This is a genomic window from Pseudomonas urmiensis (assembly GCF_014268815.2).
Taxonomy (GTDB): domain Bacteria; phylum Pseudomonadota; class Gammaproteobacteria; order Pseudomonadales; family Pseudomonadaceae; genus Aquipseudomonas; species Aquipseudomonas urmiensis.
Genome location: NZ_JABWRE020000001.1, coordinates 1,113,148 through 1,138,653, shown reverse-complemented (window position 1 = coordinate 1,138,653; position 25,506 = coordinate 1,113,148). Strand labels below are relative to the sequence as shown.

Genomic DNA, 25,506 nt, shown 5'->3' with positions numbered 1-25,506 from the left:
CTGCCTTAACTCGCTGTGGATTATCGACCGGGATGGCGCTCACGCTGGCTAGTTGCCTCGCGGTTGACCTTGGCCAGCGGTAACGGCAGCAACTTACCCATTGGCTCGCGCCGCTCCAGACGCAGCGGCCGCAGGCCGACCACCATCTTGCGCGCCACCAGCAGGTAGACCCCGCCGCCAGAGGTTTGCCAACCACCGGCCATCCGCTCCCAACCGGCCAGGCGTTGTTGCCAGGCCGGCGAGGCCAGCGGCGGACGATAGCAGCCGAAGCGGCGTTTCTCCAGCGCAAAGCCGAGCAGGTTGAGCCAGTCGCCGACCCGCGACGGCGAGATGCAGCGCGCCTTGCGCAGCGCCCCATGGCTGAAGAAATGGCGCATGCCCCAGCTGCTCCACGGGTTGATGCCCACGATCAGCAAATGGCCACCCGGGCGCACAGCGCTGGCCGCCTCACGCAGCAGGCCATGCGGCGACAGGCTGAAGTCCAGGCCATGCTGCAGCACCACCACATCGGCTGCGTGCTCGGAGAGCGGCCAGGCCTGTTCTTCGCAGACGATCTCGACCCCTGGCAGCGGCGCGCCCAGGCGCACGTTGCGATGCACCTGCGGAGCACTGGGCGGGGGTTCGGCGCAGGGGCCGTAATGCACCAGGTAGCCGCCGAAGAAGCGCGCCAGCTCGTCTTCGAGCAGCTTTTCTTCCTCGCGCAGCATCAATTGCCCCAGGGGGCCCTGGAACCAGTCGCGGGCCAGGCTGATCAGTTCGATCCAGTCAGGATCGGCCTGGGCAAAGGCTTGGTCGGTCATTGCGTTTTCCCTCCAAGGTTCTCCCGCCGCGCCATCGCGGCTAAGATGCCCTCATGTCCCACGCCAGATGATTCGGATCCGCACCATGATACAGATCGATGCCCTACCCGCTTTCTCCGACAACTACATCTGGTTGTTACAGGATACTGCCAAACGCCAGTGCGCGGTGGTCGATCCCGGTGACGCCGCGCCGGTGCTGGCCTGGCTCAAGGCCAACCCCACCTGGGCGCTGACCGACATCCTGGTCACCCATCACCATCACGATCACGTCGGCGGTGTCGAACAACTCAAGCAGATGACGGGCGCGCGCGTTTGCGGCCCGGCTGCCGAAACCATCCCCGGCCGCGACCTGGCCCTGCAGGACAATGCCCAGGTTACCGCGCTGGGCCTGAGTTTCCAGGTCATGGCGATGCCCGGCCATACCCTGGGACACATTGCCTATTTCACCACGCAGACGCCCACCCCCCTGTTGTTTAGTGGCGACACCCTGTTCGCGGCCGGTTGTGGCCGCTTGTTCGAGGGCACCCCAGAGCAAATGCACAACTCCCTTGAGCGGCTGGCCGCCTTGCCCGCCGCAACCCAAGTGTACTGCGCCCACGAATACACCTTGAGCAACCTGCGCTTTGCCAAGGCTGTAGAACCAGAAAACCCGCACGTTGTCGCACGCTTTGCCGAGGTTAGCCGCCTGCGTGAGCAAGATCGCATCACATTGCCATCAACGATCGGCTTGGAACGCTTGACCAACCCCTTCCTGCGTACCGCTGAAACATCCGTTAAACAAAAAGCAGACGAATGGAAGGGTCTTTCAAACGTAGGCCAAGCCGCTGTTTTTGCTGCCTTGAGGTCTTGGAAAGACGGCTTTTGATAACCTCAAGATATATCGCAATTGGTCCTCAAAGGTTGACCGGGCGGAAAGCGGTTCCTAGAATCGCCGAAATTTTTTGCCCGGATACCCGTCCCAGCCGATGTCTTCCCGTAGCCGCAGAACCTCGCAATCCGTCGCTTTGACGCGCCTCGCACAGATCAGTGCGCTGGCCCTGGCCGCCACTTTGGTGGGCTGCCAGAGCACCCGTCAGGTTGACGAATCCGAAAGCGTTCGCGCGCACAACTACCAGGCTCGGATCAAGCACAAACCGGCGCCGCTGATGGTCAAGCCCAGGGAGCAAGCACCCCAGGATGTCTGGGAGCGCATGCGCCAGGGCTTTGCCCTGCAAGACAGCATCGACGTCAACCCGCGCATCGAACAGCAGCGCCTGTGGTTCGCCAGCAACCCACGTTTCGTCGAAACCGCCGGCGAGCGCGGCAGCCTGTACCTGCATTACATCGTCGAGCGCCTGGAAGAACGCGACATGCCGCTTGAGCTGGCGCTGCTGCCGGCGATCGAAAGCGCCTACAACCCGATGGCCTACTCGCGGGCCCACGCCGCTGGCATGTGGCAGTTCATCCCGTCCACCGGGCGCCACTTCAACCTGCGTCAAACCAATTTCTACGATGGCCGCCGCGACATCACCGCGTCGACCAATGCTGCGCTGGAATACCTGACCCGCCTGCACGACATGTTCAACGGCGACTGGCTGTTGGCGCTGGCCGCCTACAACGCTGGCGAAGGCACTGTCAGCCGGGCGATCGAGCGTAACGAAAAGCTCGGCCTGCCGACCGATTACTGGAACCTGCCCCTGCCGCAGGAAACCCGCGACTACGTGCCCAAGCTGCTGGCGCTGTCGCAGGTGGTGTCGACGCCTGAGTCCTACGGCGTCAACCTCAACCCGATCGCCAACGAGCCCTACTTCGAGGCCGTGGCCATCAACGACCGCCTGGACCTGTCCAAGGTCGCCGCCTTCGCCAACATGGACGAAGACGAACTGATCCAGCTCAACCCCGCGTTCAAGAAGCGCATGACGGTCGATGGTCCCAAGCAGTTGCTGGTGCCTACCGCCAAGGCGCAGTTGCTATCGGCCAGCCTGTCCAACCTCAACCCTGAGCAGTTGGTCAGCCTGCAGCCGCGCAAAGCGGTGTTCGAGGCGGCGGTGGCTGAAGCCAAGGCGCCTGCAGCGCGTAGCTACCGGGTCAAGCGCGGGGACAACCTGGGCAGCATTGCCAAGGCCAATCGGGTTTCGGTCAAGGACATCCAGCGTTGGAACCGGCTCTCGGGCAACCGCCTGAAAGCTGGCCAGGTTCTGGCCCTGCGCGGCGGTAATGCACCTTCGGCTGCCGGCAACCGGGTTGCGTCGTCCAAGCAGCGCTCGACCCAGTACAAAGTACGCAAGGGCGACTCGCTGTACCTGGTGGCCAAGCGCTTCAATGTCGAGATGCAGCACCTCAAGCGCTGGAATCCGCGTAGCGGCCATGCGCTCAAACCCGGCCAGACCCTGACTGTCTACCTGGGCCATTGATGCAATTGGGGCTGCTTTGCAGCCCCACCTTAGCAACAGCACCCAATAGCGCTGCGCCCTCTCCGCTCCCAGCACTCTTTTTCCAACCCCGCCAAGCTGTTACTGTAGCCCGACCAAAGCCCAAAGCCCTCTGGATCGGATGCCGACTTGATACGTCCCCTCCTGCTGTCATTCAGCCTGGCCTTGAGCTTTCCCGCAGGCGCGATGGTGAGCGAAAGCCACGGTTACGCGCAGTTCGGTACGCTCAAATACCCGGCCACCTTCACCCACTTCGACTGGGTCAATCCGCAAGCGCCCAAGGGCGGGACCTTGCGGGCCATGGCATTCGGCACCTTCGACACGCTCAACCCTTATACCTTCAAAGGCTCAAGCCCGGTCACCACGCCAAACTTCCTGCAGTACGGCATCAACGAGCTCAACGAGACGCTGATGGTCGGCACCGGCATGTACGACCCGTCTGGCGACGAACCCACCTCCAGCTACGGCCTGATCGCCCGCTCGGTCGAGTACAGCGAGGACCGCAGCTGGGTGGTGTTCAACCTGCGCCCCGAAGCACGCTTCCACGATGGCAAACCGATCACCTCGGCGGACGTGGCGTTCTCCTACCGCACGCTGCTCAAGGACGGCCACCCGCTGTACCGCACCAACCTGCAGGAAGTGCAACGCGTCGATATCCTCGGGCCGTTGCGCATCCGCTTCGTGTTCAAGCGCGCTGGCAACCCTCTGCTGATCCTGCGCCTGGGCGAAATGCCGGTGTTGCCCAAGCACTACTGGCAAAAGCGCGACTTCAAGGCAACCACCTTCGAGCCACCGCTGGGCAGCGGGCCGTATCGCATTTCTGAAGTGCAGCCAGGCCGGCGCCTGGTATTCACGCGGGTCAAGGACTACTGGGGCAAGGATCTGCCGGTCAACCGCGGCAAGTACAACTTCAACCGCGTCGAATACGAGTTCTATCGCGACGCCACCGTTGCCTTCGAGGCGTTCAAGGCCGGTGAGTTCGACATCTACATCGAGCACCAGGCCAAGAATTGGGCCAACGGCTACAACTTCCCGGCGGTGCGCCGCGGTGAAGTGATCAAGGCGCAGATCCCGCATCGCATCCCGACCCAGACCCAAGGCCTGTTCATGAACAGCCGCCGGGCGACCTTCAGCGACCCGCTGGTGCGCCAGGCGCTGGGCCTGATGCTCGACTTCGAGTGGACCAACCGCGCCCTGTTCAGCAGCGCCTATCGCCGCTCGACCAGCTACTACCCCAACAGCGAGTTTGCCGCCACCGGCCTGCCGACCGGCAAGGAGTGGCTGCTGCTGGCGCCGTTTCGCGAGCAACTGCCGGCAAAGCTCTACACCGAGCCGTACAAGGTCAGCCACACCGACGGCAGCGGCGTCAGCCGGCAAACCCTGCGCCAGGCCCTGGCGCTGTTCGCCCAGGCGGGCTGGAAGCTCGATGGCCAGCGCCTGGTAGACGCCAAGGGCAAGCAGCTGCGCATCGAGCTGTTGCTGGTCAACCCCAACCTTGAACGGATCCTGCAACCTTATGTCGAAAATCTGGCGAGCATCGGCATCGATGCGCGCTTGCGCACCGTGGACCGCGCCCAGTACAAACAACGGCTGGACCAGTTCGACTTCGACATGATTCTGATGACCCTGAACCAGACCTTGAGCCCCGGCCTTGAGCAGTGGCTGTACTTTCATTCCAGCCAAGCCTCGACCAAGGGCAGCAAGAACTATGCTGGGGTCAAGGACCCGGTGGTCGACCACCTACTCGACACCCTGCTCGCCGCCCGTACCCGCGACGACCAGGTTGCCGCTGCGCGCGCCCTGGACCGGGTACTGTCGTGGCACTACTACATGATTCCCAACTGGTATCTCGACAATCACCGCTTGGCCTACCGCAACCGGTTCGCCTTCGTCACCACGCCGCCCTACACCCTGGGCTTGAACAGCTGGTGGCTCAAGACTTCGGAGAAAGCCAAATGATGCCGACCCACAGCCTGCGCCGCCTGGCTGGCAGCTTGCTGCTCGCCTGCCTGAGCGTGACGGCAATGGCCGCGCCGCAACACGCCCTGACCTTGTACGATGAGCCGCCCAAGTACCCGGCGAGCTTCAAGCACTTCGACTTCGTCAACCCCGACGCGCCCAAGGGCGGCACCTTCCGCCAATCCAGCTTCGGCGGTTTCGACAGTCTCAACCCGTTCATCAACAAGGGCGTGCCTGCAGAAAACATCGGCAGCATCTACGACACCCTGATGCGCCAAAGCTTGGATGAGCCTTTCACCGAGTACGGCCTGGTGGCCGGCAAGATCGAAAAGGCCCCGGACAATAGCTGGGTGCGCTTCTACCTGCGCCCCGAAGCGCGCTTTCACGACGGCCAACCGATGCGCGCCGACGACGTGGTATGGACCTTCAACACCCTGGTCAGCAAAGGCGCGCCGCTGTACCGCGTGTACTACGGCGACGTCGCCGAAGCCGTGGCAGAGAACCCGCTGACTGTACTGTTCAAGTTCAAGCACAAGAACAACCGCGAGCTGCCGCTGATTCTCGGCCAACTGCCGGTACTGCCCAAGCACTGGTACGCCGAGCGCGACTTCACCCGGGGCAACCTGGAAATCCCGCTGGGCAGCGGGCCGTACAAGATCGCCCAGGTCAAGGCCGGACGCTCGGTGCGCTACGAGCGGGTCAAGGACTATTGGGCCAAAGACCTGCCGATCAACCGCGGCTTCTACAACTTCGACGCCATGACCTTCGACTATTACCGCGACAACACCGTCGCCCTCGAAGCGCTCAAGGCAGGCCAGTTCGACTACATGCTGGAAATGACCGCGAAGAACTGGGCCACCGCCTACAACGTGCCAGCGGTGCGCGAAGGCCGGCTGATCAAGGAAGAGCTGCTCAACGGCAACCCGGTCGGCATGCAGGGCTTTGTCTTCAACCTGCGCCGCCCGGTATTCCAGGACATTCGCGTACGCCAGGCGCTGAGCCTGATGCTCGATTACGAGTGGACCAACAAGCAGCTGTTCAACGGCGCCTACACCCGCACCGGCAGCTACTTCGAAAACTCGGAAATGGCCGCCAAGGGTCTGCCCTCGCCGGCCGAGCTGAAGATCCTCGAACCACTGCGCGGCAAGATCCCCGAGCAAGCCTTTAGCGAAGCCTTCCACAACCCGGTTACCGACGGCAGCGGCATGATCCGCGAGCAACAGCGCAAGGCTTACAAGCTGCTGCAAGACGCCGGTTGGAAGATCGTCAACGACAAGATGGTCGACACCCAAGGCAAACCCGTGAGCATCGAGTTCCTGGTCGCGCAGACCGAGTTCGAGCGCGTGCTGCTGCCGTTCAAGCGCAACCTGGCCGACCTGGGCATCGAGCTGAGCATTCGCCGCGTCGAAGTCCCGCAGTACATCAACCGCCTGCGCTCGCGCGATTTCGACATGATCGTCAGCGGCTTCCCGCAGTCCAGCTCGCCAGGTAACGAACAGCGCGAGTTCTGGTCCAGCGGCGCCGCCGACAACCCCGGCAGCCGCAACTTCATCGGCCTGCGCGACCCGGCCATCGACCAACTGGTCGAAGCGTTGATCAACGCCGACTCCCGCCAGAGCCTGATCGACCACGCCCGCGCCCTCGACCGGGTGCTGTTGTGGGGCTACTACGTAATCCCCAACTGGCACATCAAGACCTGGCGCGTGGCCTATTGGAACCACATCGGCCACCCCAAGGTATCGCCCAAATATGATGTTGGCATCGACACCTGGTGGATCAAACCCGACGTCACCCCGGCAGTGACCGCGCAGCCTGCACAGCCGGCAGACGCCGAACAACCTGGCGAGGCGAACTGACATGCTCGCCTATATCCTGCGCCGTTTGCTGCTGATCATCCCAACCCTGCTGGGCATCCTGGTGATCAACTTCATCATCGTCCAGGCCGCCCCCGGTGGCCCGGTCGAGCAGATGATCGCCAAGCTCGAAGGCTTCGACGGCGCCACCAGCCGCATCGCCGGCGGCGGCGCCGAAGTCTCGGTGGCCGGCTCCAACTACCGTGGCGCACAAGGCCTGGACCCAGCGCTGATCGCCGAGATCGAGCGCATGTACGGCTTTGACAAGTCGCCGCCCGAGCGGCTGTGGATCATGATCAAGAACTACGCCCAGCTCGACTTCGGCGACAGCTTCTTCCGCGACGCCAAGGTCATCGACCTGATCGCCGAAAAGATGCCGGTGTCGATCTCGCTCGGGCTGTGGAGCACGCTGATCATGTACCTGGTGTCGATCCCCCTGGGGATCGCCAAAGCGGTGCGCCACGGCAGCCACTTCGACGTCTGGACCAGCTCGGCGATCGTCGTCGGCTACGCCATCCCGGCGTTCCTGTTCGCCATCCTGCTGATCGTGTTGTTCGCCGGCGGCAGCTACTTCGACTGGTTCCCGCTACGCGGGCTGACCTCGAACAACTTCGAGGAGCTGTCGACCACCGGCAAGGTGCTCGACTACTTCTGGCACCTGGTGCTGCCGATTACAGCGCTGGTGATCGGTAACTTCGCCACCATGACCCTGCTGACCAAGAACAGCTTCCTCGACGAGATCAACAAGCAGTACGTGGTCACCGCCAAGGCCAAGGGCCTGAGCCGGCCACGGGTGCTGTACGGGCACGTGTTCCGCAACGCCATGCTGCTGGTGATCGCCGGTTTCCCCTCGGCGTTCATTGGCATCTTCTTCACCGGCTCCTTGCTGATCGAGGTGATCTTCTCGCTCGACGGCCTGGGCCTGATGAGTTTCGAAGCGGCGATCAATCGCGACTACCCGGTGGTCTTCGGCACCCTGTTCATCTTCACCCTGCTCGGGCTGGTGGTGAAACTGATCGGCGACCTGACCTACACCCTGGTCGATCCGCGCATCGACTTCGCCAGCCGGGAGCACTGACATGGCCCTGTCCCCTCTCAATCGCCGGCGCTTCGAGCGCTTCAAGGCCAACCGCCGCGGTTGGTGGTCGTTGTGGTTGTTCATCATCCTGTTCGGCCTGAGCCTGGGCGCCGAACTGATCGCCAACGACAAACCGATTGCCGTACGCTACGACGGTGAGTGGTACTTCCCGGCATTCAAACGCTATCCAGAGACCACCTTCGGCGGCGAATTCCCACTCGAAGCCAACTACAAGAGCCCGTACATCCGCGAGCTGCTGGAGAAAAAAGACAGCTGGGTGCTGTGGGCGCCGATCCCGTTCAGCTACCAGAGCATCAACTACGACCTCAAGGTCCCGGCGCCCGCCCCGCCCTCGGCGGATAACTGGCTAGGCACCGACGACCAGGGCCGCGATGTGCTGTCGCGGGTCATCTATGGCTTTCGCGTATCGGTACTATTCGCCCTGACCCTGACCGTGCTCAGCTCGATCGTCGGCGTCATCGCTGGCGCCTTGCAGGGCTTCTACGGCGGCTGGGTCGATCTGGCTGGCCAGCGCTTTCTGGAGATCTGGTCCGGCCTGCCGGTGCTGTACCTGCTGATCATCCTCGCCAGCTTCGTGCAACCCAACTTCTGGTGGCTGCTGGGGATCATGCTGCTGTTCTCCTGGATGAGCCTGGTCGATGTGGTGCGCGCCGAGTTCCTGCGTGGGCGCAACCTCGAATACGTGCGCGCTGCCCGCGCCTTGGGCATGCGCAACGGCGCGATCATGTACCGGCACATCCTGCCCAACGCGATGATCTCGACCATGACCTTCATGCCGTTCATTCTCACCGGCGCGATCGGCACGCTGACCGCGCTGGACTTCCTCGGCTTCGGCCTGCCCGCCGGCTCGCCCTCGCTGGGCGAGCTGGTCGCCCAGGGCAAGTCCAACCTGCAAGCGCCGTGGCTGGGCATCAGCGCCTTCGCCGTACTGGCGCTGATGCTCAGCCTACTGGTATTTATCGGCGAGTCCGCCCGCGATGCCTTCGACCCGAGGAAATGACATGAGCGAACACAACCTGATCGAAGTCCGTGATCTTGCGGTCGAGTTCCTCAGTGGTGACCAGGTCAACCGCGTGGTCGACGGCATCAGCTTCGACATCCGCAAAGGCGAGACCCTGGCCCTGGTCGGCGAAAGCGGCTCGGGCAAGTCGGTGACGGCCCACTCGATCCTGCGCCTTTTGCCCTACCCGCTTGCCCGCCACCCCAGCGGCAGCATCCACTATGGCGACAAAGACCTGCTGCAGCTGGGCGAAAAGCCCATGCAGCGCATTCGCGGCAACCGCATCGCGATGATCTTCCAGGAGCCGATGACTTCGCTGAACCCGCTGCACAGCATCGAAAAGCAGATCAACGAGATCCTCCTGCTGCACAAAGGCCTGACCGGCAAGCAAGCCACCGCGCGCACCCTGGAGCTGCTTGAGCTGGTCGGCATCCCCGAACCGCGCAAGCGCCTCAAGGCCCTGCCCCACGAGCTGTCCGGCGGCCAGCGCCAGCGGGTGATGATTGCCATGGCCCTGGCCAACGAGCCGGAGCTGCTGATTGCCGACGAACCGACCACTGCGCTCGACGTCACGGTGCAGTTGAAGATCCTCGACCTGCTCAAGGAGCTGCAAGCACGCTTGGGCATGGCCCTGCTGCTGATCAGCCACGACCTCAACCTGGTGCGGCGCATCGCCCATCGGGTGTGCGTGATGCAGCGCGGCAAGATCGTCGAACAGGCCGAGTGCGCCACCCTGTTCAGCGCCCCGCAACATCCCTACACGCAGATGCTGATCAACGCCGAGCCCAGCGGCCAGCCCGCGCAAAACCCGGTGGGCGCGCCGCTGCTCGAAGTCGATGACCTGCGCGTGTGGTTCCCGATCAAGAAAGGCCTGTTGCGGCGCACCGTCGATCATGTCAAAGCGGTCGATGGCATCAACTTCAGCCTGCCCCAGGGGCAGACCCTGGGCATCGTCGGCGAGAGTGGCTCGGGCAAGTCGACCCTGGGCCTGGCGATCTTGCGCTTGATCTCAAGCCAAGGCGGCATCCGCTTCCACGGGCAGAACCTGGAAAGCCTCAATCAGCAAGAAGTGCGACCACTGCGACGGGAAATGCAGGTGGTGTTCCAAGACCCGTTCGGCAGCCTCAGCCCACGTATGTGCGTTGCGGATATCGTTGGCGAAGGCTTGCGGATTCACCGCATTGGCACGGCTGAGGAGCAAGAGGCGGCGATCATCGCGGCGTTGCAGGAAGTGGGGCTCGATCCGAGCACTCGCCACCGCTATCCGCATGAGTTTTCCGGCGGGCAGCGGCAGCGGATTGCCATTGCCCGGGCGTTGGTGCTCAAGCCGGCGTTGATTCTGCTCGATGAGCCGACCTCGGCATTGGATCGGACTGTGCAGCGGCAGGTGGTGGAGCTTTTGCGCTCGCTGCAGCTCAAGTACAACCTGACTTATCTGTTCATCAGCCATGACTTGGCGGTGGTCAAGGCGTTGAGCCACCAGTTGATGGTGATCAAGCATGGGCAGGTGGTGGAGCAAGGGGATGCGCAGGCGATATTTCATGCGCCGCAGCATGCGTATACCCGGCAGTTGTTGGAGGCGGCGTTTTTGGAGGTTGAGGCGGCTGTATAGGTTTTGTAGAAACTCTGCATCTAATTACAGCCTAACTTAAGATCTTCGGAAGCCGCTACCAGCTGCATTTATTCAAACAAACTATTAATGACTACCCTTGCCCTACCAATCGGAACAAGGCCGCTCCTTGATGCCGTATCACCACCTTCACGAGGGCAACACTGGCACAGTGGGCAGCCTTGTTCCGCAATGGGCTTCGAAAACTTTGTCCAGCAGGTCTGGCCTACGGAAGCGTAGCGTGAAGATCGAACTTCACGATATTCAGCTCCCCGTGGGTCTTGAAGTAGGCCCTATTGTGGAAGTCGTAGATAGTCTCACTGGTGCGCAGCTTCACCGTGATGCCTTCAACACCACGAACTGCACCAGTACTTTGTGTTACCAGGAAGGGCGTAGCCTTTTTTGTTTTTTTTAAGACTGCCTCCTCACTGGCCTGAAGGTCCATTACAAAGTACCGATAAACGTAGGGGACAGTCGCGCCCCCTGAGCCATAAAGGACTTCATAGATGGCACCGCCTTCACCCACCGGTGTGACAGCTACGACTCGGTCAGGGTCTGGTCGTGCCGGGCTGGATGCATAGATGTACAGCATCTGCCCGAAACAAACGACCACCAGAGCCCAGAGAGTCCATTTAATAGCCTTGAGATTTTGCATAATCGATACCTGCTTTGATCCATGCTTAGTCAACTGGTTGAGCAGCCGCGAAACACGCAGCCGTTGATTGGCAGCTTTGAGTCCAATGCTGCCATCTACAGCCTTGAGATGTTGACTAAACATTGGGCGGTCTTGTGAATTACCTTGAGCGTCCACGAGCCCTAAGATGGCGCTAGAAAATCAGATTAAACCCCTTCCTTGTAGTCCATTTCCCAAACATACTCCCGCCGCCCTTTTTCCGTTGCGGTCGCTCAGACAGCGCTCTAGTCTCGGCCGGTCGCTGAAAAGCAGCGATCGGCTTTGACAGGCCGCAACGAATTCAGGGCATTGCTGCAGCTCAATGGCAGCTGTGCTTGGGGCACGTTCGCGTGCGCCGGTTTTCCTGTATTTCACCGGTCTGTCAACCCATGCACAGCTGCCACCCACTTGTTTGACAGCAAGTCGGTGGTAGCACCTGACCGAAATACAGGAGCTGCACATGCTTAAGATCGTTCCCGATCCACCCCAAAACCTTCACTCTCTCGAAGACACCCTCCTCCAAGCCACCGAGTACGCCCTGTGCGCTCAGACTGTGGCGCATCACGCAATTACCTTACTGCCCAAGTCCCCCGTCTCGGCTTTGATGATGGCCTCGATGCATGAGCTTGAGGCGCTGCGGGTGTTGCTTGAATCGGCGCTGATTCAGGTGCAGATGCCGGCTGAGGCGCGGGCTGTGCATTGAGACTTTAGAGCGTTGCTGGCTGGTCTGGCCTATTCGCGGGCAAGCCCGCTCCCACAGGGTTTTGCAATGGCTGTGGGGTTGCGCTGTGTCAGGTTTGTCGCTGCGCAAGAGGCTGGCGCAGGTAGATAATCAGGGAGATTGAAATGAGCGTTGAACAGAACACTAGCGTTAACACTACTGTGGGCAAGACCAAGTTCTATCAGGGCGAGGGGCTGACGCAGCCGTTGTTTTGCATTGAGCCGGGGATCCCTTGCCAGCATGCGCGGGAGCAGGCTTCGGAGTTGATGGGCTGTGTGCGCGATCTGACCATTACCGGGGTGATGGAAGATAACCCGCAGTTGATTTGGGCTTCGCATTACTTGAGCGCGCTGGCCAAGGCGCTGATGGATGATGCGGAGTTGGGGATGATGAACTGAGGTTTGGTTGGGCGGGTGTGGAGCAAGGTTTGCCTGGTGGTGGAGGTTGGCAGGGCTGGCCTCTTCGCGGGCAAGCCCGCTCCTACAGGTTTTGCGTGTCGGGACAGATGTGGACATGGGTTGCATCTGCAGCGTGTCTTGTAGAGAATCGGCGCCCTTCTGCTCGAAAGGATGCGCGCAATGAAGTTCGAAAGGACTTTCCAATACATGGCCCAGCACGGGATCATCTTCACCGTCTCGCAAATCACCCTCACCGACAATGAGCGCGGCAACCTGCGCGAACTGCATTTTGGCGAGGCGAAAAGCGCCCATTACCAGGTCAACAGCAAGGTCGTGGAGATTTACGACAAGATGCAGGCCAAGAACCGGCCGTGCCTGATGATGGTCGGTATCTCCAAGCCGCTGACCCGGCAACAGGCCGATGCCCTCAACACCCGCCGCACCAGCATCGCCAATGCCGCCGGCTCGGCCGCTGGGGGCGCTGCCGGAGCCGCCGGTAGCTTGGCCGGCCCCGCTGCCGGCTTCGTCGCGGGGTTGGCGGCAAAGACGGGCGTGAGCTCGTACGTCAATGGCGCGCTAAGCACCCATCATGCTGGCGACGTTATCGTCAGCATCGAGGCGCAGGTCAATGGCGGCATTGGCCCTCAACGCACGACTGAATCCCTGCTCATCAGGGCCTGACGGGAGCTGCTCATGTCCGAAGTTATCCAGACAGTTATCGTCGTAGCGCTGGCCTTTGTATTGCATTGGTGGGTGAAGCCGTACCCGCTGCGCAAGTGGCTCGGAGTGGCGCTGGTGGTACTTGGCGCTGTCGGCTGCATTGCATTGAACCAAACCCACCTGCTGGGCTTTGACCTGGGCTTGATGGCCTCTTTTGCGGTGCCAATTGGCGTGGTGTTGTTCATGACCCGTCGGCACTATGCAACGGTCGACTGACCCCCACTGCACAGATCCAAGCTCATTGCCTTAGCAGGGACCCTGTGGGAGCGGGTTTACCCGCGAACGAGGGCGTAGCCCTCGCCATAAGGGGATGGTGGCCATGCCAACTTCTTCGCGGATAAACCGCTGCCACAGAGACTGAGGGGAGAGGTTGCAGCTTAAGGCGCGACCAATCGATACCCAACCCCAGGCTCGGTAATGATGAAGCGCGGCGCGGTCGGGTCATCGCCGAGCTTCTGCCGTACATGAGCGACGACGATGCGCAGGTAATGGCTGTCGTCGACGTGGGTCGGGCCCCAGATGTCCTTGAGCAGTTGTTGCTGGGTGATCACGCGACCGGGGTGCCCGGCCAGCTGGGCCAGCAGCGCGTACTCTTTGCGAGTCAACGCCACTTCGACGCCATCGAGGGTCACTTTGCGAAAGGCGAAGTCGACCAGCAGCGGGCCAAAGCTGGCCGTCGCCTGCCCTACTTCGGCTTGCGGGGCTTGGCGCAACAAGGCGCGGATGCGCGCGAGAAACTCCTGGATGCCAAATGGCTTGGTCACGTAGTCGTTGGCGCCGCCATCCAGCGCATCGACTTTCTGCACTTCGCTGGCGCGCACCGACAGCACCATCACCGGCACCGTGCTCCATTCGCGCAGCTCGCGCAGCACCTGCTGGCCGTCCATGTCAGGCAAGCCGAGGTCGAGCACCACTAGGTCCGGTTTGGCCAGCGCGGCTTGAGCCAGGCCTTCGGCGCCGTTGGCGGCTTCGATCACTTTGTAGCCCTGGGACACCAGGCTGATGCGCAGGAATTTGCGAATCTGTGGCTCATCGTCGATGACCAACAGGGTGGCGGCTTGGCTCATGAGTCTTGGCTTTCGGTTTCAGGTTGGGTGGGCAGCGGCAAGCATAGAGTGATGCAGGTGCCCTGGCCATCGATGCCTTCGCCGACCAGGATGCTACCGCCGTGGGCACCGATCATGCCTTGGCAGATCGCCAGGCCCAGGCCAGTGCCTTGCCCCCCCCGGTCGCCGCGGGCGGCGGTGTAGAACATGTCGAAAATCTTCTCGCGCTCGGCCACCGGGATGCCTGGGCCTTGGTCGCTGACGACAAGGCACAGTTGCTCGTCGCGCACCTGTACGCGCAGTTCGAGGCGGCCGTTGTTGGGTGAGAAGCGCGCGGCGTTTTCCAGGACATTGACCAATGCTTGCTCGATCAACGCAGCATGCACGAACAGCAGCGGCAACTCAGTGGGTACGTCGGTGCTCACCCGCAGTGGCGCCAGCACCACGCGCAGGCGGTTGAGGGCGCTGCCGACGATGTCGGCCGGGGCGACCCAGTCGCGGGCCAGCTTGAGACCACCGTGGCCGAGACGGGTCATGTCGAGCAGGTTCTGGATGTAGCGATCGAGACGCTCGGCTTCGTTGCGGGTGCCTTCGAGCAACTCGCGACGGTCCTCGGGAGGGATCGCATCGCCCAGCGCCAGCAGGCTGTCGATGCTGCCGCGCATGGCGGTCAGTGGGGTGCGCAGGTCGTGCGAGACCGAGGCGAGCAAGGCGCTGCGCAGTTGTTCGGTTTCGCCGTGCAGGCGCGCCGCTTCCAGTTGCTCGCCCAGGCGCGCGCGGGCCAGGGCCTGGGCCAGCGGTTGGGCCAGGGCCATCAGCAGCCGGCGGCGCTGGGGGCTCAGGCTGTCGTTTGTACGCGGGCGCACGCCCAGCAAGGCCAGCGGCTGGTCTTCGACCGCCAGCGGCCACCACCACCAGCGGCCATGGGGCAAGGTGTCGCTGCCGTGGCCGGCGGCCTGGCCATGTTGCCAGGCCCAGTCGGCCGCGGCGCGTTCGTTATCGGTCAGCGCCGGCGGCTGGCCACTGGCGACCTGCAGCAGGCCTTCGCTACCGCGCTCCATCAGGCACACCTGCACGTCTTGCCAGCCATCGAGGTGCTGGTTGGCGGCGTTGAGCACGGCCTGACGGTCGGTGGCCACGGTCAAGCGGCGCGACAGGTCGAGCAGTTGGTTGGTCTGCGCCTGAGTCTCGCGCAGGGCTTGCAGCTGGCGACGCTGACGCGCGGCAAGGTTGCCGGTCAGTGCCGCCATGAGCAGGAAGAACACCAGGGTCAGCACGTCTTCTTCGCGCTGGATGCTGAAGGAGAAGTTGGGCGGGATGAACAGAAAATCATAGGTCAGGAACGACAGCGCGGCGCAGGCCAGTGCCGGGCCGAGGCTGCTGCGTACTGCGACCAGCAATACAGCGGCGAGGAACACCAGCGAGATGTTCGGCAGCGCCAACACGCTGGACACCGCCCAAGCCAGACCCGCTGCCAGCGCGGTGGCGAGCAGCGCCAGCAGGTAATGGCGCCAGACCCAGACACGCTTGACCACCGCCCGCGCCGCTACCGGTTGCACATCGCGGTCGAGCACGTTGATCTCCAGGCCATGGCTTTCACGCAGCAGACGTGTAGCCACGCCCGCGCCGAACAGACGACGGCGCCAGCGGTCGCGCGATTGGCCGACCAGCACCAGGCTGGCGCGGCGCTCGCTGGCGTGCTGGATCAGCGTGCGTGCGACTTCGCCAGCGCGCAGCAAGACCACCTCGCCGCCCAGCCGTTCGGCCAATTGCTGGGCCGCTTGCAGGCGTTGCCGGGCATTCTCGTCGCGCAGCTTGCCGTTATCGACATGGACCAGGCTCCACGGCAGGTGGCGGCGCTGGGCGACGCGGCTGGCGTGGCGCACCAGGCGCTCGGCCTGCTCGTCGCCGTCGACACCGACCAATAGCCGGCCGCGCAAGGCCGGAGCTTCCTGGCCGCGTTGGCGGTAGCCGTGGGCGAGGTCGGCATCGACCTGCGCGGCGGCGGTTTGCATGGCCAGCTCGCGCAAGGCGCTGAGGTTGGTTTGCGAGAAGAACGCGTCGATGGCGGCGCGGGCCTGCTCGGGGACGTAGACCTTGCCTTCGCGCAGGCGCTCGAGCAGCTCGCGCGGCGGCAGGTCGATCAGGACCAGTTCGAAGGCTTCTTGCAGGACCCAGTCCGGCAGGGTTTCGCGCACCTGCACGCCGGTGATGTCGCGGACTTTGTCGTTGAGGCTTTCCAGGTGCTGGACGTTGACCGTGGTGTAGACGTCGATGCCGGCTGCCAGCAGTTCCTGGACGTCTTGCCAGCGTTTGGCGTGGCGGCTGTTGGGGGCGTTGGTGTGGGCCAGTTCGTCGACCAGGACCAACGGCGGTGCGGCCTTGAGCAGGCCGTCGAGGTCCATTTCTTCCAGGGTTACCCCGCGGTAGTCGCTGCGTAGCAAGGGTTGCTGGAGCAGGCCGGCGAACAGCGCTTCGGTTTCGCCGCGGCCGTGGGTTTCGACCACCCCAGCGACCACTTGCACGCCTTGGCGTTGCTGGGCGTGGGCGGCCTGGAGCATGGCGTAGGTCTTGCCTACGCCAGGGGCGGCGCCGAGAAATACCTTGAGCCTGCCGCGGCCTTCGCGGGGCAAGCCCGCCAACAGCGCGTCGGCGCGGGCGGAATCACTCATGTTGCATCCTTCACTTTTGCGGCGGTCAGTCGGACTTGGGCCGCAATGCGGCCCCCACTATCAATGTGGCCATTTTTCCAAGGCCTGATTCAAGGCCAGGACGTTGACCACTGGCGGGCCGATCAATGGGTGGAGGGTGGCCTCTTCGAGCAGGGCTTGCAAGCGCTCTACCGGTACTTGCCGCGCCGCTGCCACCCGCGGGATCTGATAGGCCACCGCCGCTGGCGGCAGGTGCGGGTCCAGACCGCTGCCGGAGGTGGTCAGCAGGGCCTGCGGCACAGGGCCAAGATCTGCGCGGTAAAGCGCACTGGCATCGGCCGTTATCCGCTGCGCCAGCGCCGGATTACTCGGGCCGAGGTTACTCGCACCACTGGCCACAGTGGCATACCCTGCCGCCGAAGGCCGTGGATGGAACCAGCCATCGCCCGTCGCCTGTTGGGCGATCAAGGCCGACCCGCGTACCTGCCCTTGGGCGTCGCGCACCAGGCTGCCATTGGCCTGTTCGGGGAAGGCGAACTGGGCAATCCCGGTCACCGCCAGGGGATACATCGCACCGGTCACCAGGGTCATCAGCAGGGCCAGGCTCAAGGCCGGGCGTACATAAGCAGTCATGTTGGTCTCCTTCACACCAGGTGCAATGCGTTGAGCAGCAGGTCGATCAGCTTGATCCCGGCAAACGGCACGATGATCCCGCCCACGCCGTAGATCAGCAGGTTGCGCCGCAGCAGGTGGGCGGCGCTGGCGGCTTGCACGCGCACGCCGCGCAGGGCCAGCGGGATCAGCACGATGATGATCAGCGCATTGAACACGATCGCCGAAAGGATCGCGCTCTGCGGGCTGGCCAGTTGCATCAGGTTGAGCACGCCCAGTTGCGGGTAGATCGCGGCGAACAGCGCCGGAAGAATGGCGAAGTACTTGGCCACGTCGTTGGCGATCGAGAAGGTGGTCAGCGCGCCACGGGTGACCAGCAGTTCTTTACCCACCTGGACCACGTCGAGCAGTTTGGTCGGGTCGCTGTCCAGGTCGACCATGTTGGCCGCCTCGCGGGCCGCCTGGGTGCCGTCGTTCATGGCCATGCCGACGTCTGCCTGGGCCAGGGCCGGGGCATCGTTGGCGCCGTCACCACACATGGCGACCAGGCGGCCGTCGTTCTGCTCCTGGCGGATGCGGGCGAGCTTCTTCTCTGGGGTGGCTTCGGCGAGCACGTCATCGACCCCGGCCTCGGCGGCAATGGCGGCGGCGGTCAGCGGGTTGTCGCCGGTGACCATCACGGTGCGGATGCCCAGCTTGCGCAATTGGGCGAAGCGTTCGCGAATGCCGGGCTTGACCACGTCCTTGAGGTGGATCACGCCGAGCAGGCGTTTGTCGACGCAAACCAGCAATGGCGTGCCGCCGCTCTGGGCGATGCGTTCGACCTCCTTGGCCAGCGGCACGGGCATCTCCAGGCGCTGCATGCCGACGAAGGCCAACACGGCATCGACGGCGCCCTTGCGGTAGCGGTGTTGTTGCAGGTCGACGCCAGAGAGACGGGTCTCGGCGCTGAAGGCGATGGGGGTCAATTGCTCAGGCGAGGGCTCGATGAAGTCGTGCAGTTGGCGCAGGTACTCGACAATCGACTTGCCTTCGGCAGTATCGTCGGCCAGCGACGCAAGCAAGGCGCCCTCCCCCAGCTCTTTGGCGCTAATGCCGGGTGCCGCGTGCAGCGCGCTGCAACGACGGTTGCCGAAGGTGATGGTGCCGGTCTTGTCGAGCATCAGCGTGTGCACATCACCCGCGGCCTCGACCGCGCGACCGGAGCGAGCGATCACATTCAACCGCACCAGGCGATCCATGCCGGCGATACCAATCGCCGACAGCAGGCCACCGATGGTGGTGGGGATCAGCGTGACCAACAGTGCGGCAAGGAAGATCAGTGGCAGGCTCCCTCCCACGAAATGGGTGAACGGCTGCAAGGTCACCACCACGATCAGGAAGATCAGGGTCAAACCAATCAGCAGGATGTCCAGGGCAATCTCGTTGGGGGTTTTCTGCCGTTTGGCGCCTTCGACCAGGGCGATCATGCGGTCTAGGGTCGACTCGCCGGGGTTGCTGCTGATGCGGATCAGCAGCCAGTCGGACACCAGCCGGGTGTTGCCGGTGACGGCCGAGCGGTCGCCGCCGGACTCGCGGATCACCGGCGCTGATTCACCGGTAATGGCCGCTTCATTGACCGCAGCGATGCCTTCGATCACCTCGCCGTCACCGGGGATCAACTCACCGGCAATCACCTTGACCACGTCGCCCTTGCGCAGCTCGCTGGCGGCAACCTGCTCGAACTGGCCAGCGGCGTTGCGGCGGGTGGCTTGCAGCCCTTGGCTGCCGGCCTTGAGGCTGTCGGCGCGGGCCTTGCCACGGCCTTCGGCGAGGGCTTCGGCGAAGTTGGCGAACAGCACGGTGAACCACAGCCACAGGGCGATCTGCACCGCCACCGTGGTACTCACGCCGCTGTCCGGCGCGAAGCACAGCAGGGTGGTGAGGATGGCGGTCAGTTCGACCACCAGCATCACCGGCGAGCGTTTGAGCTGGCGTGGGTCGAGCTTGACCAACGCCTGGATCAGGGCCGGCCGCCACAACGCGGCGAGGCGAGTCTGGTCGGCGCTGACGCGCGGCGCTTTAACTTCAGCAATGGGCATGTTCATGGTTGATTCCTCAGAAACCCAGGCTCAGGTGTTCGGCAATGGGGCCCAGGGCCAGCGTTGGCAAGAAGGTCAGGCCGCCGACCAGCAGGATGGTGACCAGCAGCAGGCTGGTGAACAGTGGGCCGTGGGTGGGGAAGCTGTTGTGCCCCAGCGGCGCGCTTTTCTTCGCCGCCAAGCTTCCCGCCAGGGCCAGCACCGGCAGGATGTAGCCGAAGCGGCCGATGAGCATGGCCAGGGCGATCATCAGGTTGTGGTAGATCGTGTTGGCGCCGAAGCCGGCGAAGGCCGAGCCGTTGTTGGCGGTGCCGGAGGTATAGGCATAGAGCAGCTGGCTAAAGCCGTGCGCGCCGGGGTTGGTTACGGCAGCGGCCGGGCCTGGCAAGCTGGCGGCGATGGCGCCGAGCACCAGCACGCCAACGGGCATCACCAACAACGTCGCCACCAGCAACTGCACTTCGCGGGCCTGGAGCTTCTTGCCCAGATATTCCGGAGTGCGGCCGATCATCAGCCCGGCCAGGAACACTGCGATCAAGACGAACAGCAGCATGCCGTAGAGCCCGGCGCCGACGCCGCCGAAGATCACCTCGCCGACCATCATGTTGACCATCGCGACCATGCCGGTCAGCGGGTTGAGGCTGTCGTGCATGGCGTTGACCGAGCCGTTGGAGGCGGCGGTGGTGGTGACCGTCCATAGCACCGAACCGGTGGTGCCGAAGCGGCTCTCCTTGCCCTCCATCGGCGCCGATTGCTGCACCTGAGCGTTCTCAATTGCGGGGTTGGGCTGATATTCGGACCACAGCGCGGTGCTGCCACCGATCAGGAACAGCGCCAACATGCAGGCAAGGATTGCCCGGCTCTGGCGTAGGTCCTTGACGTAGTGGCCGAAGGTGAACACCAGTGCGACCGGGATGAGGATGATCGAGGCCACCTCGAACAGGTTGCTCCAGGCCGTTGGGTTCTCGAACGGGTGCGCCGAGTTGACGCCGAAGAAGCCGCCGCCGTTGGTGCCCAGCTGCTTGATGGCGATCTGGCTGGCGGCAGGGCCCAGTGGGATGGTCTGCTCGCTGCCTTGCAGGGTCAGCGCGTGGGCATAGTCGGCGAACGTCTGCGGTACGCCCTGCCAGACCAGCAGCAGCGCGAGCACGATGCACAGCGGCAGCAGGCCGTAGAGGGTGGCGCGGGTCATGTCGACCCAGAAGTTACCGAGGGTGGTGGACGAGCGCCGGGCGATGCCACGGCACAGCGCGACCAGCACGGCAAGACCGGTGGCGGCACTGACGAAGTTCTGCACGGTCAGGCCCAGCATCTGGCTCAGGTAGCTGACCGAAGCTTCACCGCTATAGGCCTGCCAATTGGTGTTGGTGACGAAGCTCACCGCCGTGTTGAACGCCAGCGACCATTCCTGGCCGGGTAGCTGTTGCGGATTCAGTGGCAGGTAACCCTGCAACAGCAGCACCGTGAACAGCAGGAGGAAGCCGGCCAGGTTGAATGCCAGCAGCGCCAAGGTGTACTGCTTCCAGTTCTGCTCCTGCTCGGGGCGCACCCCCGCCAGGCGATAGCAGCCCTGCTCCACGGGCGCAAGAACGGGTGACAGCCAGGTACGCTGGCCTTCCATGACCTTGTAGTAGAACCTTCCAAGCCACGGTGCTGGCAGCAGCACAATTGCGAAGAACGCCAGCAACAACGCGAAATCATAACTGTGCATGGCCGCTCCCTAGCTGCGATCGGCGCGCAACAGCGCCACCAGCAGGTAAACCGCCAACGCCACTGCCAGCAGCAGTGACACCCCATCGAGCATATTCATGAGCGATCTCCCCGAATTGCGGCGTTGGCCGCTTTGGGGAAATTGTCCGAGGGAGGGCCGTAAAGGGGCGAGATCGCGGGGTGGCTCAAGCCATAAAGAATGCGTAAAGACCAGCAGTTTGCTGTTAGCGGCTGCTGAGGCTGCGGGCTTGTCCCGCTCCAGTAATGCTGTTCACTTAAGGCCCTTGTCGCCTGCTTTGGGGCCGCGTTGCGGCCCTTCGCGGGCAAGCCCGCTCCTACAGGTACGGCGCTGACCGTCCGAGCGGTGCTATACCTGTGGGAGCGGGCTTGCCCGCGAAGGGCTGCAACGCGGCCCCAAAATCTTAAGTTAACAGCATTACGCTCCTCCAGGCGTTGTGCGGGCCGGATCAGCGCTGTGGCGTGTGCTGCCCGGCGCTACGGCTCCAGTCCAGCAGCAGGCTGTAGGCCACTGCGAGCAAGGTCGGCCCGATGAACAGGCCAATGAAGCCAAATGCGATCAACCCGCCAAATACCCCAAGCAGCACGATCACCAACGGCAGGTTGCCGCCGCGGCTGATCAAGTAGGGCTTGAGCACGTTATCCACGCCGCTGATGACGAAGGTACCCCAGATACCGAGGAACACCGCCATCCCATACTCCCCCTGCCACACCAGCCAGGCCGTCGCGGGGATCCAGGCCAACGGTGGCCCCATGGGGATCAGGCTGAGCATGAAGGTGACCAGGCCAAGCACGATAGCGCCAGGGACCCCGGCGATCAGGAATCCGATCATCGCCAGCAGCCCTTGCGCCGCCGCGGTACCAATCACGCCGTTGACCACCCGCTGCACGGTGCCGGCCACCAGGTCGATGTAGTACTCGGCACGCTCGCCGATCAACCGCTGCAACAAGCGCAAGACGAACGCCGCCAGACGTGGCCCGTCGCGGTAGAAGAAGAACACGAACACCAGGCTCAAGGTCAGCTCGAGCACGCCGCTGCCGATCTGTGCACTGCGCGCCAGCAGCCAGTTGCCCACCTGGCCCAGGTACGGTTTGATCGATGCAATCAGCGCAGCGCCTTGCTGGTCGACGGAGTCCCACATCGCCACCAGCCGTTCACCGACAAAGGGAATACCGCCCAGCCAACTCGGTGCGTCGGGCAAGCCATCGACCTGGACATCGCGCACGAAAGCCGTGGCATCACGAATATGATCGGCCAGGTTGAACCCCAGCCACACCAGCGGCAGCGCCACCAGCAAGATCCACACCGTGGTCAGCACGCTGGCGGCGAGGGTCTCGCGCCCGCCGAGCAGGCGCGTGAGCAGGCGCATCAATGGCCAGCTGGCGAACGCCAGGATAGCGCCCCACAGCAGCGCGGAAATAAACGGCGCCATCACCCACAAGCCGGCACCGAGCAGCGCCAGCAGGAGGATCTGGACCAGCAGGCGATCATTGTTGGCCATGGTGACTCACTTTCAGCGGATCAATTCCAGGTGCAAGCCTTCTGTCGGTGCCGTGCCCACTTCCAGGCGCGCGCTACGCACACCGGCCTTGGCCAGTTGTTCGCGCCAGGCTTCGGCTTGCTCGCCGCTCAAGCTCACGCGCAGGGTGCTGTCGAGGTTGAGGCTGCGGCTCAGCAGGGTCACCCAGGCATCCTTGGGCTCAGCAAGATCAGGGTAGTCGAGCTTGCCGGTGTCGCGCAGCTCGCGCATCACCGTAGCCGAGGTGGGCAGCAGTTCGCCCAGCGGTTGCTCGGCAACGAACTCTTCCACATGCAGGTAGGCGCGCTTGTTGCCAGCGGTGACGCTGTACAACGCTACCAGGGTGTTGGCCTCTTCTGCCGAGCGCCGCAGGAGGATGAACGCCTGTTGGTCGTCGCCGCCATTGAGCCGAGCGTTCTTGAACACTTCATTGGCCCACAGGCTGGCTTCGCCGCAGTCACGTTTTTCACACCAGAACAACGGGTAGCCGCCGTCACGCTGCAGCGCTTCGCGGGCGCTGGTGAAGGCTTCGCGCGCGGTACGCTCGGTGGGCAACAGGTAAGTGACGGAATTGACCTGGCCACGGCTCTCGACCTTGCCTTCAACGCGCAGGCGGCCACTGATCTTGCGCAATGCGCCCATCGGATAGACGCGCTCCTGCTCGACCGCAGGGCGCTCATCGACAACTTTGCCGTCCAACGGGACCGGCAGCGTGCCGGCCCACACTATCGGGCTGGCCAGGCCCAGGCAGGCGGCGATGACGATTCGAATGCTCATCGGCCACCCATGCCGCACGCAGCGCCGGTGATCGATGGATGGATGTCTGGCATGTACATGGTTGTCTCCCTGTTCAACCCGCCAAGCCTCGACACTTGTCCGGTGCAAGTCAAGGAAACCCGAAAAAGCGATTGATACAGTCTGCGACAAGGGTCGCGCCGTGCTCGTCATTCAGGTGCAGGTGATGGCCGCCTGGCAGTGAAACCTGTTCAAAGGGTAGCTGCTCCAGCAACGCCGTGTGCCGGGCAAGCATGCCATCGGCGGCCACCACCAGGCAGGCATTGCACTTTACGCGTTTGACGAAGGCCATGGCCTGGGTTTCGCTCAGCCGCACGGGCGATGGCAGGGTCAGGCGGCTGTCGCTGCGCCAGCTGTAACCGCCGGGCACCGGCATCAGGCCGCGCTGGGCCAGCAGTTCGGCGGCTTCGCGACTGACGGCGACCATGCCTTTCATGCGCGCCTCGACGCCCTCCTCCAGGTTGGCGTACACCGACTTGCGCTTGCCATCCAGGCGCAACTGGGCCTGCAGCGCCATGCCTAGCCGTTCGGCAGCGTCTTGCTCGACGCCGGTTGGCGCAATGACGCCGTCGATCATCAGCAAATGGCTGACCCGATCAGGCAAGGCGCCGGCCAGTTGCACGGAAATGATCGCCCCCAATGAGTGCCCAAGCAGGCCGAAGCGCTCCCAACCGAGCTGTTGGGCAACCCGCACTACGTCGTGGGCGTAATCGGCCAGCGCATAGCTGGCGCCGGCCGGGCGATGCTCCGAGTAGCCATGCCCGGCCAAATCCAGCGCGACGATGCGCAGCCCTTTGAGGCGGGGCGCCAGGCGGGCGAAGCTGTTGGCGTTGTCCAGCCAGCCATGCAGGGCGATCACCGGGATGCCGTCGGCGGGGCCGAACAGGTGCGCGGCCAGTTCGATATGGCCCAGGTTCAGGCGGATTTCCTCGACCTGCGCGCTCATGCCTGGCTCCAGCGATCGAACAGGCCCTTGATCAGGCTGGCGGTATCGTCGGGGCGCTCCAGCGGGAACATGTGCCCGCCCGGCACGCTGTGGTATTCCCCCTGGGGCATGCCGCGCACGGCCAGGGCATGGTGGCGGCGGATCACCCGGCTGCGCTCGCCGCGGACCATCGCCAGCGGCACCTGCAGCTGGCGCGCCGGAGCTGGGCTGAGGTGGGGAATGCTGCGGTAGATGCTGATCTCGGTGGCCGGATCGAAGCGCAGGCGCAGGCCGTCTTGCGCTGCTTGCAGGCCGTGTTCCAGATAAGCTTCCAGGCAATCCGGGTCGAAGTGGCGGAACAGGGTCTTGCCGGCAAAGTAGCCACGGGCGCTGTCGCGATCACTGAATGACTCGCGCCGGCCCAAGGTGCGCCCTGCCGGGGTGATGCGGTCGATGAAGCCAAAGCGCTTGGCCGCGCGGATTACCCATTGATCGGCGCGGGTCAGCACGGGCGAGTCGAGCATTACCACGCCGCGGTAGTACTGCGGGCAACGCAGCGCCGCATGCAAGTGCAGCACGCCGCCCAGCGAGTGGCCGACGCCCCAGACCGGCGCGTCCTGTTGGGCCAGGTGATGGAGCAGCTCATTGACCAGGTTCAGCCAGTTGTCATCGACCGGAAAGCGCGGATCGTGCGCATGCTGCTCCAGGTGCTGGACTTGGTAGTCCGGCGCCAGTGCGGCAAACAGCTTGCCGTAGGTGGCCGAGGGAAAGCCATTGGCATGGGCGAAGAAGATCTGCTGCGACATGGCCGGCTGCTCTGCTGGGGGAATGATGGCCCATTGTCGGCAAGCGCGGCGATGGCGGCAACGTTTGGATAGGTCATCGCCAAGGGCGATCAGGTCATC

The 25,506-nt window shown here is 63.6% G+C and carries 23 protein-coding genes; 11 read left to right on the top strand and 12 right to left on the bottom strand.

Features of this window, described 5'->3' with window-relative positions:
- Nucleotides 1-20: 20 nt before the first annotated feature.
- The gene (locus HU737_RS05045; protein ID WP_186555746.1) at nucleotides 21-800 is read right to left on the bottom strand and encodes a class I SAM-dependent methyltransferase; all 780 of its coding nucleotides are present in this window, start codon (nucleotides 798-800) and stop codon (nucleotides 21-23) included.
- 85 nt (nucleotides 801-885) lie between these two features.
- On the opposite strand from HU737_RS05045, the gene gloB reads away from it, so the two are divergent.
- From gloB to HU737_RS05010, 7 genes are all read left to right on the top strand, one after another.
- Nucleotides 886-1,665: a hydroxyacylglutathione hydrolase gene (gene gloB, locus HU737_RS05040; RefSeq protein WP_186555745.1), complete on the top strand. Its 780-nt coding sequence runs from the start codon at nucleotides 886-888 to the stop codon at nucleotides 1,663-1,665.
- Nucleotides 1,666-1,765: 100 nt separating this feature from the next.
- Nucleotides 1,766-3,193, top strand: a complete 1,428-nt coding sequence (locus HU737_RS05035) for a lytic transglycosylase domain-containing protein (RefSeq protein ID WP_186555744.1) — start codon at nucleotides 1,766-1,768, stop codon at nucleotides 3,191-3,193.
- A gap of 147 nt (nucleotides 3,194-3,340) precedes the next feature.
- Nucleotides 3,341-5,170, top strand: a complete 1,830-nt coding sequence (locus tag HU737_RS05030; protein WP_202885259.1) for an extracellular solute-binding protein — start codon at nucleotides 3,341-3,343, stop codon at nucleotides 5,168-5,170.
- Nucleotides 5,167-7,026, top strand: coding sequence for an extracellular solute-binding protein (locus tag HU737_RS05025; RefSeq protein ID WP_186555743.1), 1,860 nt, complete (start codon nucleotides 5,167-5,169; stop codon nucleotides 7,024-7,026). The genes HU737_RS05030 and HU737_RS05025 overlap by 4 nt, the downstream gene beginning before the upstream one ends.
- 1 nt (nucleotide 7,027) lies before the next feature.
- Nucleotides 7,028-8,101, top strand: coding sequence for a microcin C ABC transporter permease YejB (locus HU737_RS05020; RefSeq protein ID WP_186555742.1), 1,074 nt, complete (start codon nucleotides 7,028-7,030; stop codon nucleotides 8,099-8,101).
- Nucleotide 8,102: 1 nt separating this feature from the next.
- Nucleotides 8,103-9,122, top strand: coding sequence for an ABC transporter permease (locus HU737_RS05015; protein WP_186555741.1), 1,020 nt, complete (start codon nucleotides 8,103-8,105; stop codon nucleotides 9,120-9,122).
- Between the two features lies 1 nt (nucleotide 9,123).
- Complete coding sequence (locus tag HU737_RS05010) at nucleotides 9,124-10,734, top strand: ABC transporter ATP-binding protein (RefSeq protein ID WP_186555740.1); 1,611 nt, start codon at nucleotides 9,124-9,126, stop codon at nucleotides 10,732-10,734.
- Nucleotides 10,735-10,957: 223 nt separating this feature from the next.
- On the opposite strand, the gene HU737_RS05005 is transcribed toward HU737_RS05010, so the two are convergent.
- Nucleotides 10,958-11,509, bottom strand: a complete 552-nt coding sequence (locus HU737_RS05005) for a hypothetical protein (RefSeq protein WP_186555739.1) — start codon at nucleotides 11,507-11,509, stop codon at nucleotides 10,958-10,960.
- A 355-nt stretch (nucleotides 11,510-11,864) separates the two neighbouring features.
- Here HU737_RS05005 and HU737_RS05000 point away from each other — a divergent pair, with 355 nt between their 5' ends.
- From HU737_RS05000 to HU737_RS04985, 4 genes are all read left to right on the top strand, one after another.
- Complete coding sequence (locus HU737_RS05000) at nucleotides 11,865-12,107, top strand: hypothetical protein (RefSeq protein WP_186555738.1); 243 nt, start codon at nucleotides 11,865-11,867, stop codon at nucleotides 12,105-12,107.
- Between the two features lie 143 nt (nucleotides 12,108-12,250).
- Complete coding sequence (locus HU737_RS04995) at nucleotides 12,251-12,523, top strand: DUF3077 domain-containing protein (protein WP_186555737.1); 273 nt, start codon at nucleotides 12,251-12,253, stop codon at nucleotides 12,521-12,523.
- A 180-nt stretch (nucleotides 12,524-12,703) separates the two neighbouring features.
- Complete coding sequence (locus tag HU737_RS04990; protein ID WP_186555736.1) at nucleotides 12,704-13,204, top strand: hypothetical protein; 501 nt, start codon at nucleotides 12,704-12,706, stop codon at nucleotides 13,202-13,204.
- 12 nt (nucleotides 13,205-13,216) lie between these two features.
- Nucleotides 13,217-13,459, top strand: coding sequence for a hypothetical protein (locus tag HU737_RS04985; protein WP_186555735.1), 243 nt, complete (start codon nucleotides 13,217-13,219; stop codon nucleotides 13,457-13,459).
- Between the two features lie 161 nt (nucleotides 13,460-13,620).
- On the opposite strand, the gene HU737_RS04980 is transcribed toward HU737_RS04985, so the two are convergent.
- The 10 genes from HU737_RS04980 to HU737_RS04935 all read right to left on the bottom strand — a co-directional run bounded on the left by HU737_RS04980 (nucleotide 13,621) and on the right by HU737_RS04935 (nucleotide 25,407).
- A complete protein-coding gene (locus tag HU737_RS04980; protein WP_186555734.1) occupies nucleotides 13,621-14,310 on the bottom strand; it encodes a response regulator in 690 nt (229 codons plus the stop codon).
- Nucleotides 14,307-16,961, bottom strand: coding sequence for a DUF4118 domain-containing protein (locus HU737_RS04975; protein ID WP_186555733.1), 2,655 nt, complete (start codon nucleotides 16,959-16,961; stop codon nucleotides 14,307-14,309). Before HU737_RS04975 ends, HU737_RS04980 begins: the two co-directional genes overlap by 4 nt.
- A gap of 60 nt (nucleotides 16,962-17,021) precedes the next feature.
- Nucleotides 17,022-17,573, bottom strand: a complete 552-nt coding sequence (gene kdpC, locus HU737_RS04970; RefSeq protein ID WP_186555732.1) for a potassium-transporting ATPase subunit KdpC — start codon at nucleotides 17,571-17,573, stop codon at nucleotides 17,022-17,024.
- Between the two features lie 11 nt (nucleotides 17,574-17,584).
- Nucleotides 17,585-19,639 carry a potassium-transporting ATPase subunit KdpB gene (gene kdpB / locus HU737_RS04965; RefSeq protein ID WP_186555731.1) on the bottom strand — a complete coding sequence of 685 codons (2,055 nt, stop codon included), beginning with the start codon at nucleotides 19,637-19,639 and terminating at the stop codon, nucleotides 17,585-17,587.
- 10 nt (nucleotides 19,640-19,649) lie between these two features.
- Nucleotides 19,650-21,344 (bottom strand): potassium-transporting ATPase subunit KdpA, encoded by a 1,695-nt coding sequence (gene kdpA / locus HU737_RS04960; RefSeq protein ID WP_186555730.1) that lies wholly within the window; start codon nucleotides 21,342-21,344, stop codon nucleotides 19,650-19,652.
- A 9-nt stretch (nucleotides 21,345-21,353) separates the two neighbouring features.
- On the bottom strand, nucleotides 21,354-21,443 hold the full coding sequence (gene kdpF / locus HU737_RS04955) for a K(+)-transporting ATPase subunit F (protein WP_186555729.1): 90 nt from the start codon (nucleotides 21,441-21,443) through the stop codon (nucleotides 21,354-21,356).
- 367 nt (nucleotides 21,444-21,810) lie between these two features.
- On the bottom strand, nucleotides 21,811-22,863 hold the full coding sequence (locus tag HU737_RS04950; protein WP_186555728.1) for an AI-2E family transporter: 1,053 nt from the start codon (nucleotides 22,861-22,863) through the stop codon (nucleotides 21,811-21,813).
- Between the two features lie 12 nt (nucleotides 22,864-22,875).
- On the bottom strand, nucleotides 22,876-23,658 hold the full coding sequence (locus HU737_RS04945) for a DUF4892 domain-containing protein (RefSeq protein ID WP_186555727.1): 783 nt from the start codon (nucleotides 23,656-23,658) through the stop codon (nucleotides 22,876-22,878).
- A 109-nt stretch (nucleotides 23,659-23,767) separates the two neighbouring features.
- Nucleotides 23,768-24,622, bottom strand: a complete 855-nt coding sequence (locus HU737_RS04940) for an alpha/beta fold hydrolase (protein WP_186555726.1) — start codon at nucleotides 24,620-24,622, stop codon at nucleotides 23,768-23,770.
- A complete protein-coding gene (locus HU737_RS04935) occupies nucleotides 24,619-25,407 on the bottom strand; it encodes an alpha/beta fold hydrolase (RefSeq protein ID WP_186555725.1) in 789 nt (262 codons plus the stop codon). Before HU737_RS04935 ends, HU737_RS04940 begins: the two co-directional genes overlap by 4 nt.
- Nucleotides 25,408-25,506: the final 99 nt, after the last annotated feature.

Excerpts from the sequence above, each read along its gene's own strand:
- HU737_RS05045 (WP_186555746.1), bottom strand. The coding sequence starts at position 800 with ATGACCGACCAAGCCTTTGCCCAGGCCGATCCTGACTGGATCGAACTG.
- gloB (WP_186555745.1), top strand. The coding sequence starts at position 886 with ATGATACAGATCGATGCCCTACCCGCTTTCTCCGACAACTACATCTGG.
- HU737_RS05035 (WP_186555744.1), top strand. The coding sequence starts at position 1,766 with ATGTCTTCCCGTAGCCGCAGAACCTCGCAATCCGTCGCTTTGACGCGC.
- HU737_RS05025 (WP_186555743.1), top strand. The coding sequence starts at position 5,167 with ATGATGCCGACCCACAGCCTGCGCCGCCTGGCTGGCAGCTTGCTGCTC.
- HU737_RS05020 (WP_186555742.1), top strand. The coding sequence starts at position 7,028 with ATGCTCGCCTATATCCTGCGCCGTTTGCTGCTGATCATCCCAACCCTG.
- HU737_RS05015 (WP_186555741.1), top strand. The coding sequence starts at position 8,103 with ATGGCCCTGTCCCCTCTCAATCGCCGGCGCTTCGAGCGCTTCAAGGCC.
- HU737_RS05010 (WP_186555740.1), top strand. The coding sequence starts at position 9,124 with ATGAGCGAACACAACCTGATCGAAGTCCGTGATCTTGCGGTCGAGTTC.
- HU737_RS05005 (WP_186555739.1), bottom strand. The coding sequence starts at position 11,509 with ATGTTTAGTCAACATCTCAAGGCTGTAGATGGCAGCATTGGACTCAAA.
- HU737_RS05000 (WP_186555738.1), top strand. The coding sequence starts at position 11,865 with ATGCTTAAGATCGTTCCCGATCCACCCCAAAACCTTCACTCTCTCGAA.
- HU737_RS04995 (WP_186555737.1), top strand. The coding sequence starts at position 12,251 with ATGAGCGTTGAACAGAACACTAGCGTTAACACTACTGTGGGCAAGACC.
- HU737_RS04990 (WP_186555736.1), top strand. The coding sequence starts at position 12,704 with ATGAAGTTCGAAAGGACTTTCCAATACATGGCCCAGCACGGGATCATC.
- HU737_RS04985 (WP_186555735.1), top strand. The coding sequence starts at position 13,217 with ATGTCCGAAGTTATCCAGACAGTTATCGTCGTAGCGCTGGCCTTTGTA.
- HU737_RS04980 (WP_186555734.1), bottom strand. The coding sequence starts at position 14,310 with ATGAGCCAAGCCGCCACCCTGTTGGTCATCGACGATGAGCCACAGATT.
- HU737_RS04975 (WP_186555733.1), bottom strand. The coding sequence starts at position 16,961 with ATGAGTGATTCCGCCCGCGCCGACGCGCTGTTGGCGGGCTTGCCCCGC.
- kdpC (WP_186555732.1), bottom strand. The coding sequence starts at position 17,573 with ATGACTGCTTATGTACGCCCGGCCTTGAGCCTGGCCCTGCTGATGACC.
- kdpB (WP_186555731.1), bottom strand. The coding sequence starts at position 19,639 with ATGAACATGCCCATTGCTGAAGTTAAAGCGCCGCGCGTCAGCGCCGAC.
- kdpA (WP_186555730.1), bottom strand. The coding sequence starts at position 21,344 with ATGCACAGTTATGATTTCGCGTTGTTGCTGGCGTTCTTCGCAATTGTG.
- kdpF (WP_186555729.1), bottom strand. The coding sequence starts at position 21,443 with ATGAATATGCTCGATGGGGTGTCACTGCTGCTGGCAGTGGCGTTGGCG.
- HU737_RS04950 (WP_186555728.1), bottom strand. The coding sequence starts at position 22,863 with ATGGCCAACAATGATCGCCTGCTGGTCCAGATCCTCCTGCTGGCGCTG.
- HU737_RS04945 (WP_186555727.1), bottom strand. The coding sequence starts at position 23,658 with ATGAGCATTCGAATCGTCATCGCCGCCTGCCTGGGCCTGGCCAGCCCG.
- HU737_RS04940 (WP_186555726.1), bottom strand. The coding sequence starts at position 24,622 with ATGAGCGCGCAGGTCGAGGAAATCCGCCTGAACCTGGGCCATATCGAA.
- HU737_RS04935 (WP_186555725.1), bottom strand. The coding sequence starts at position 25,407 with ATGTCGCAGCAGATCTTCTTCGCCCATGCCAATGGCTTTCCCTCGGCC.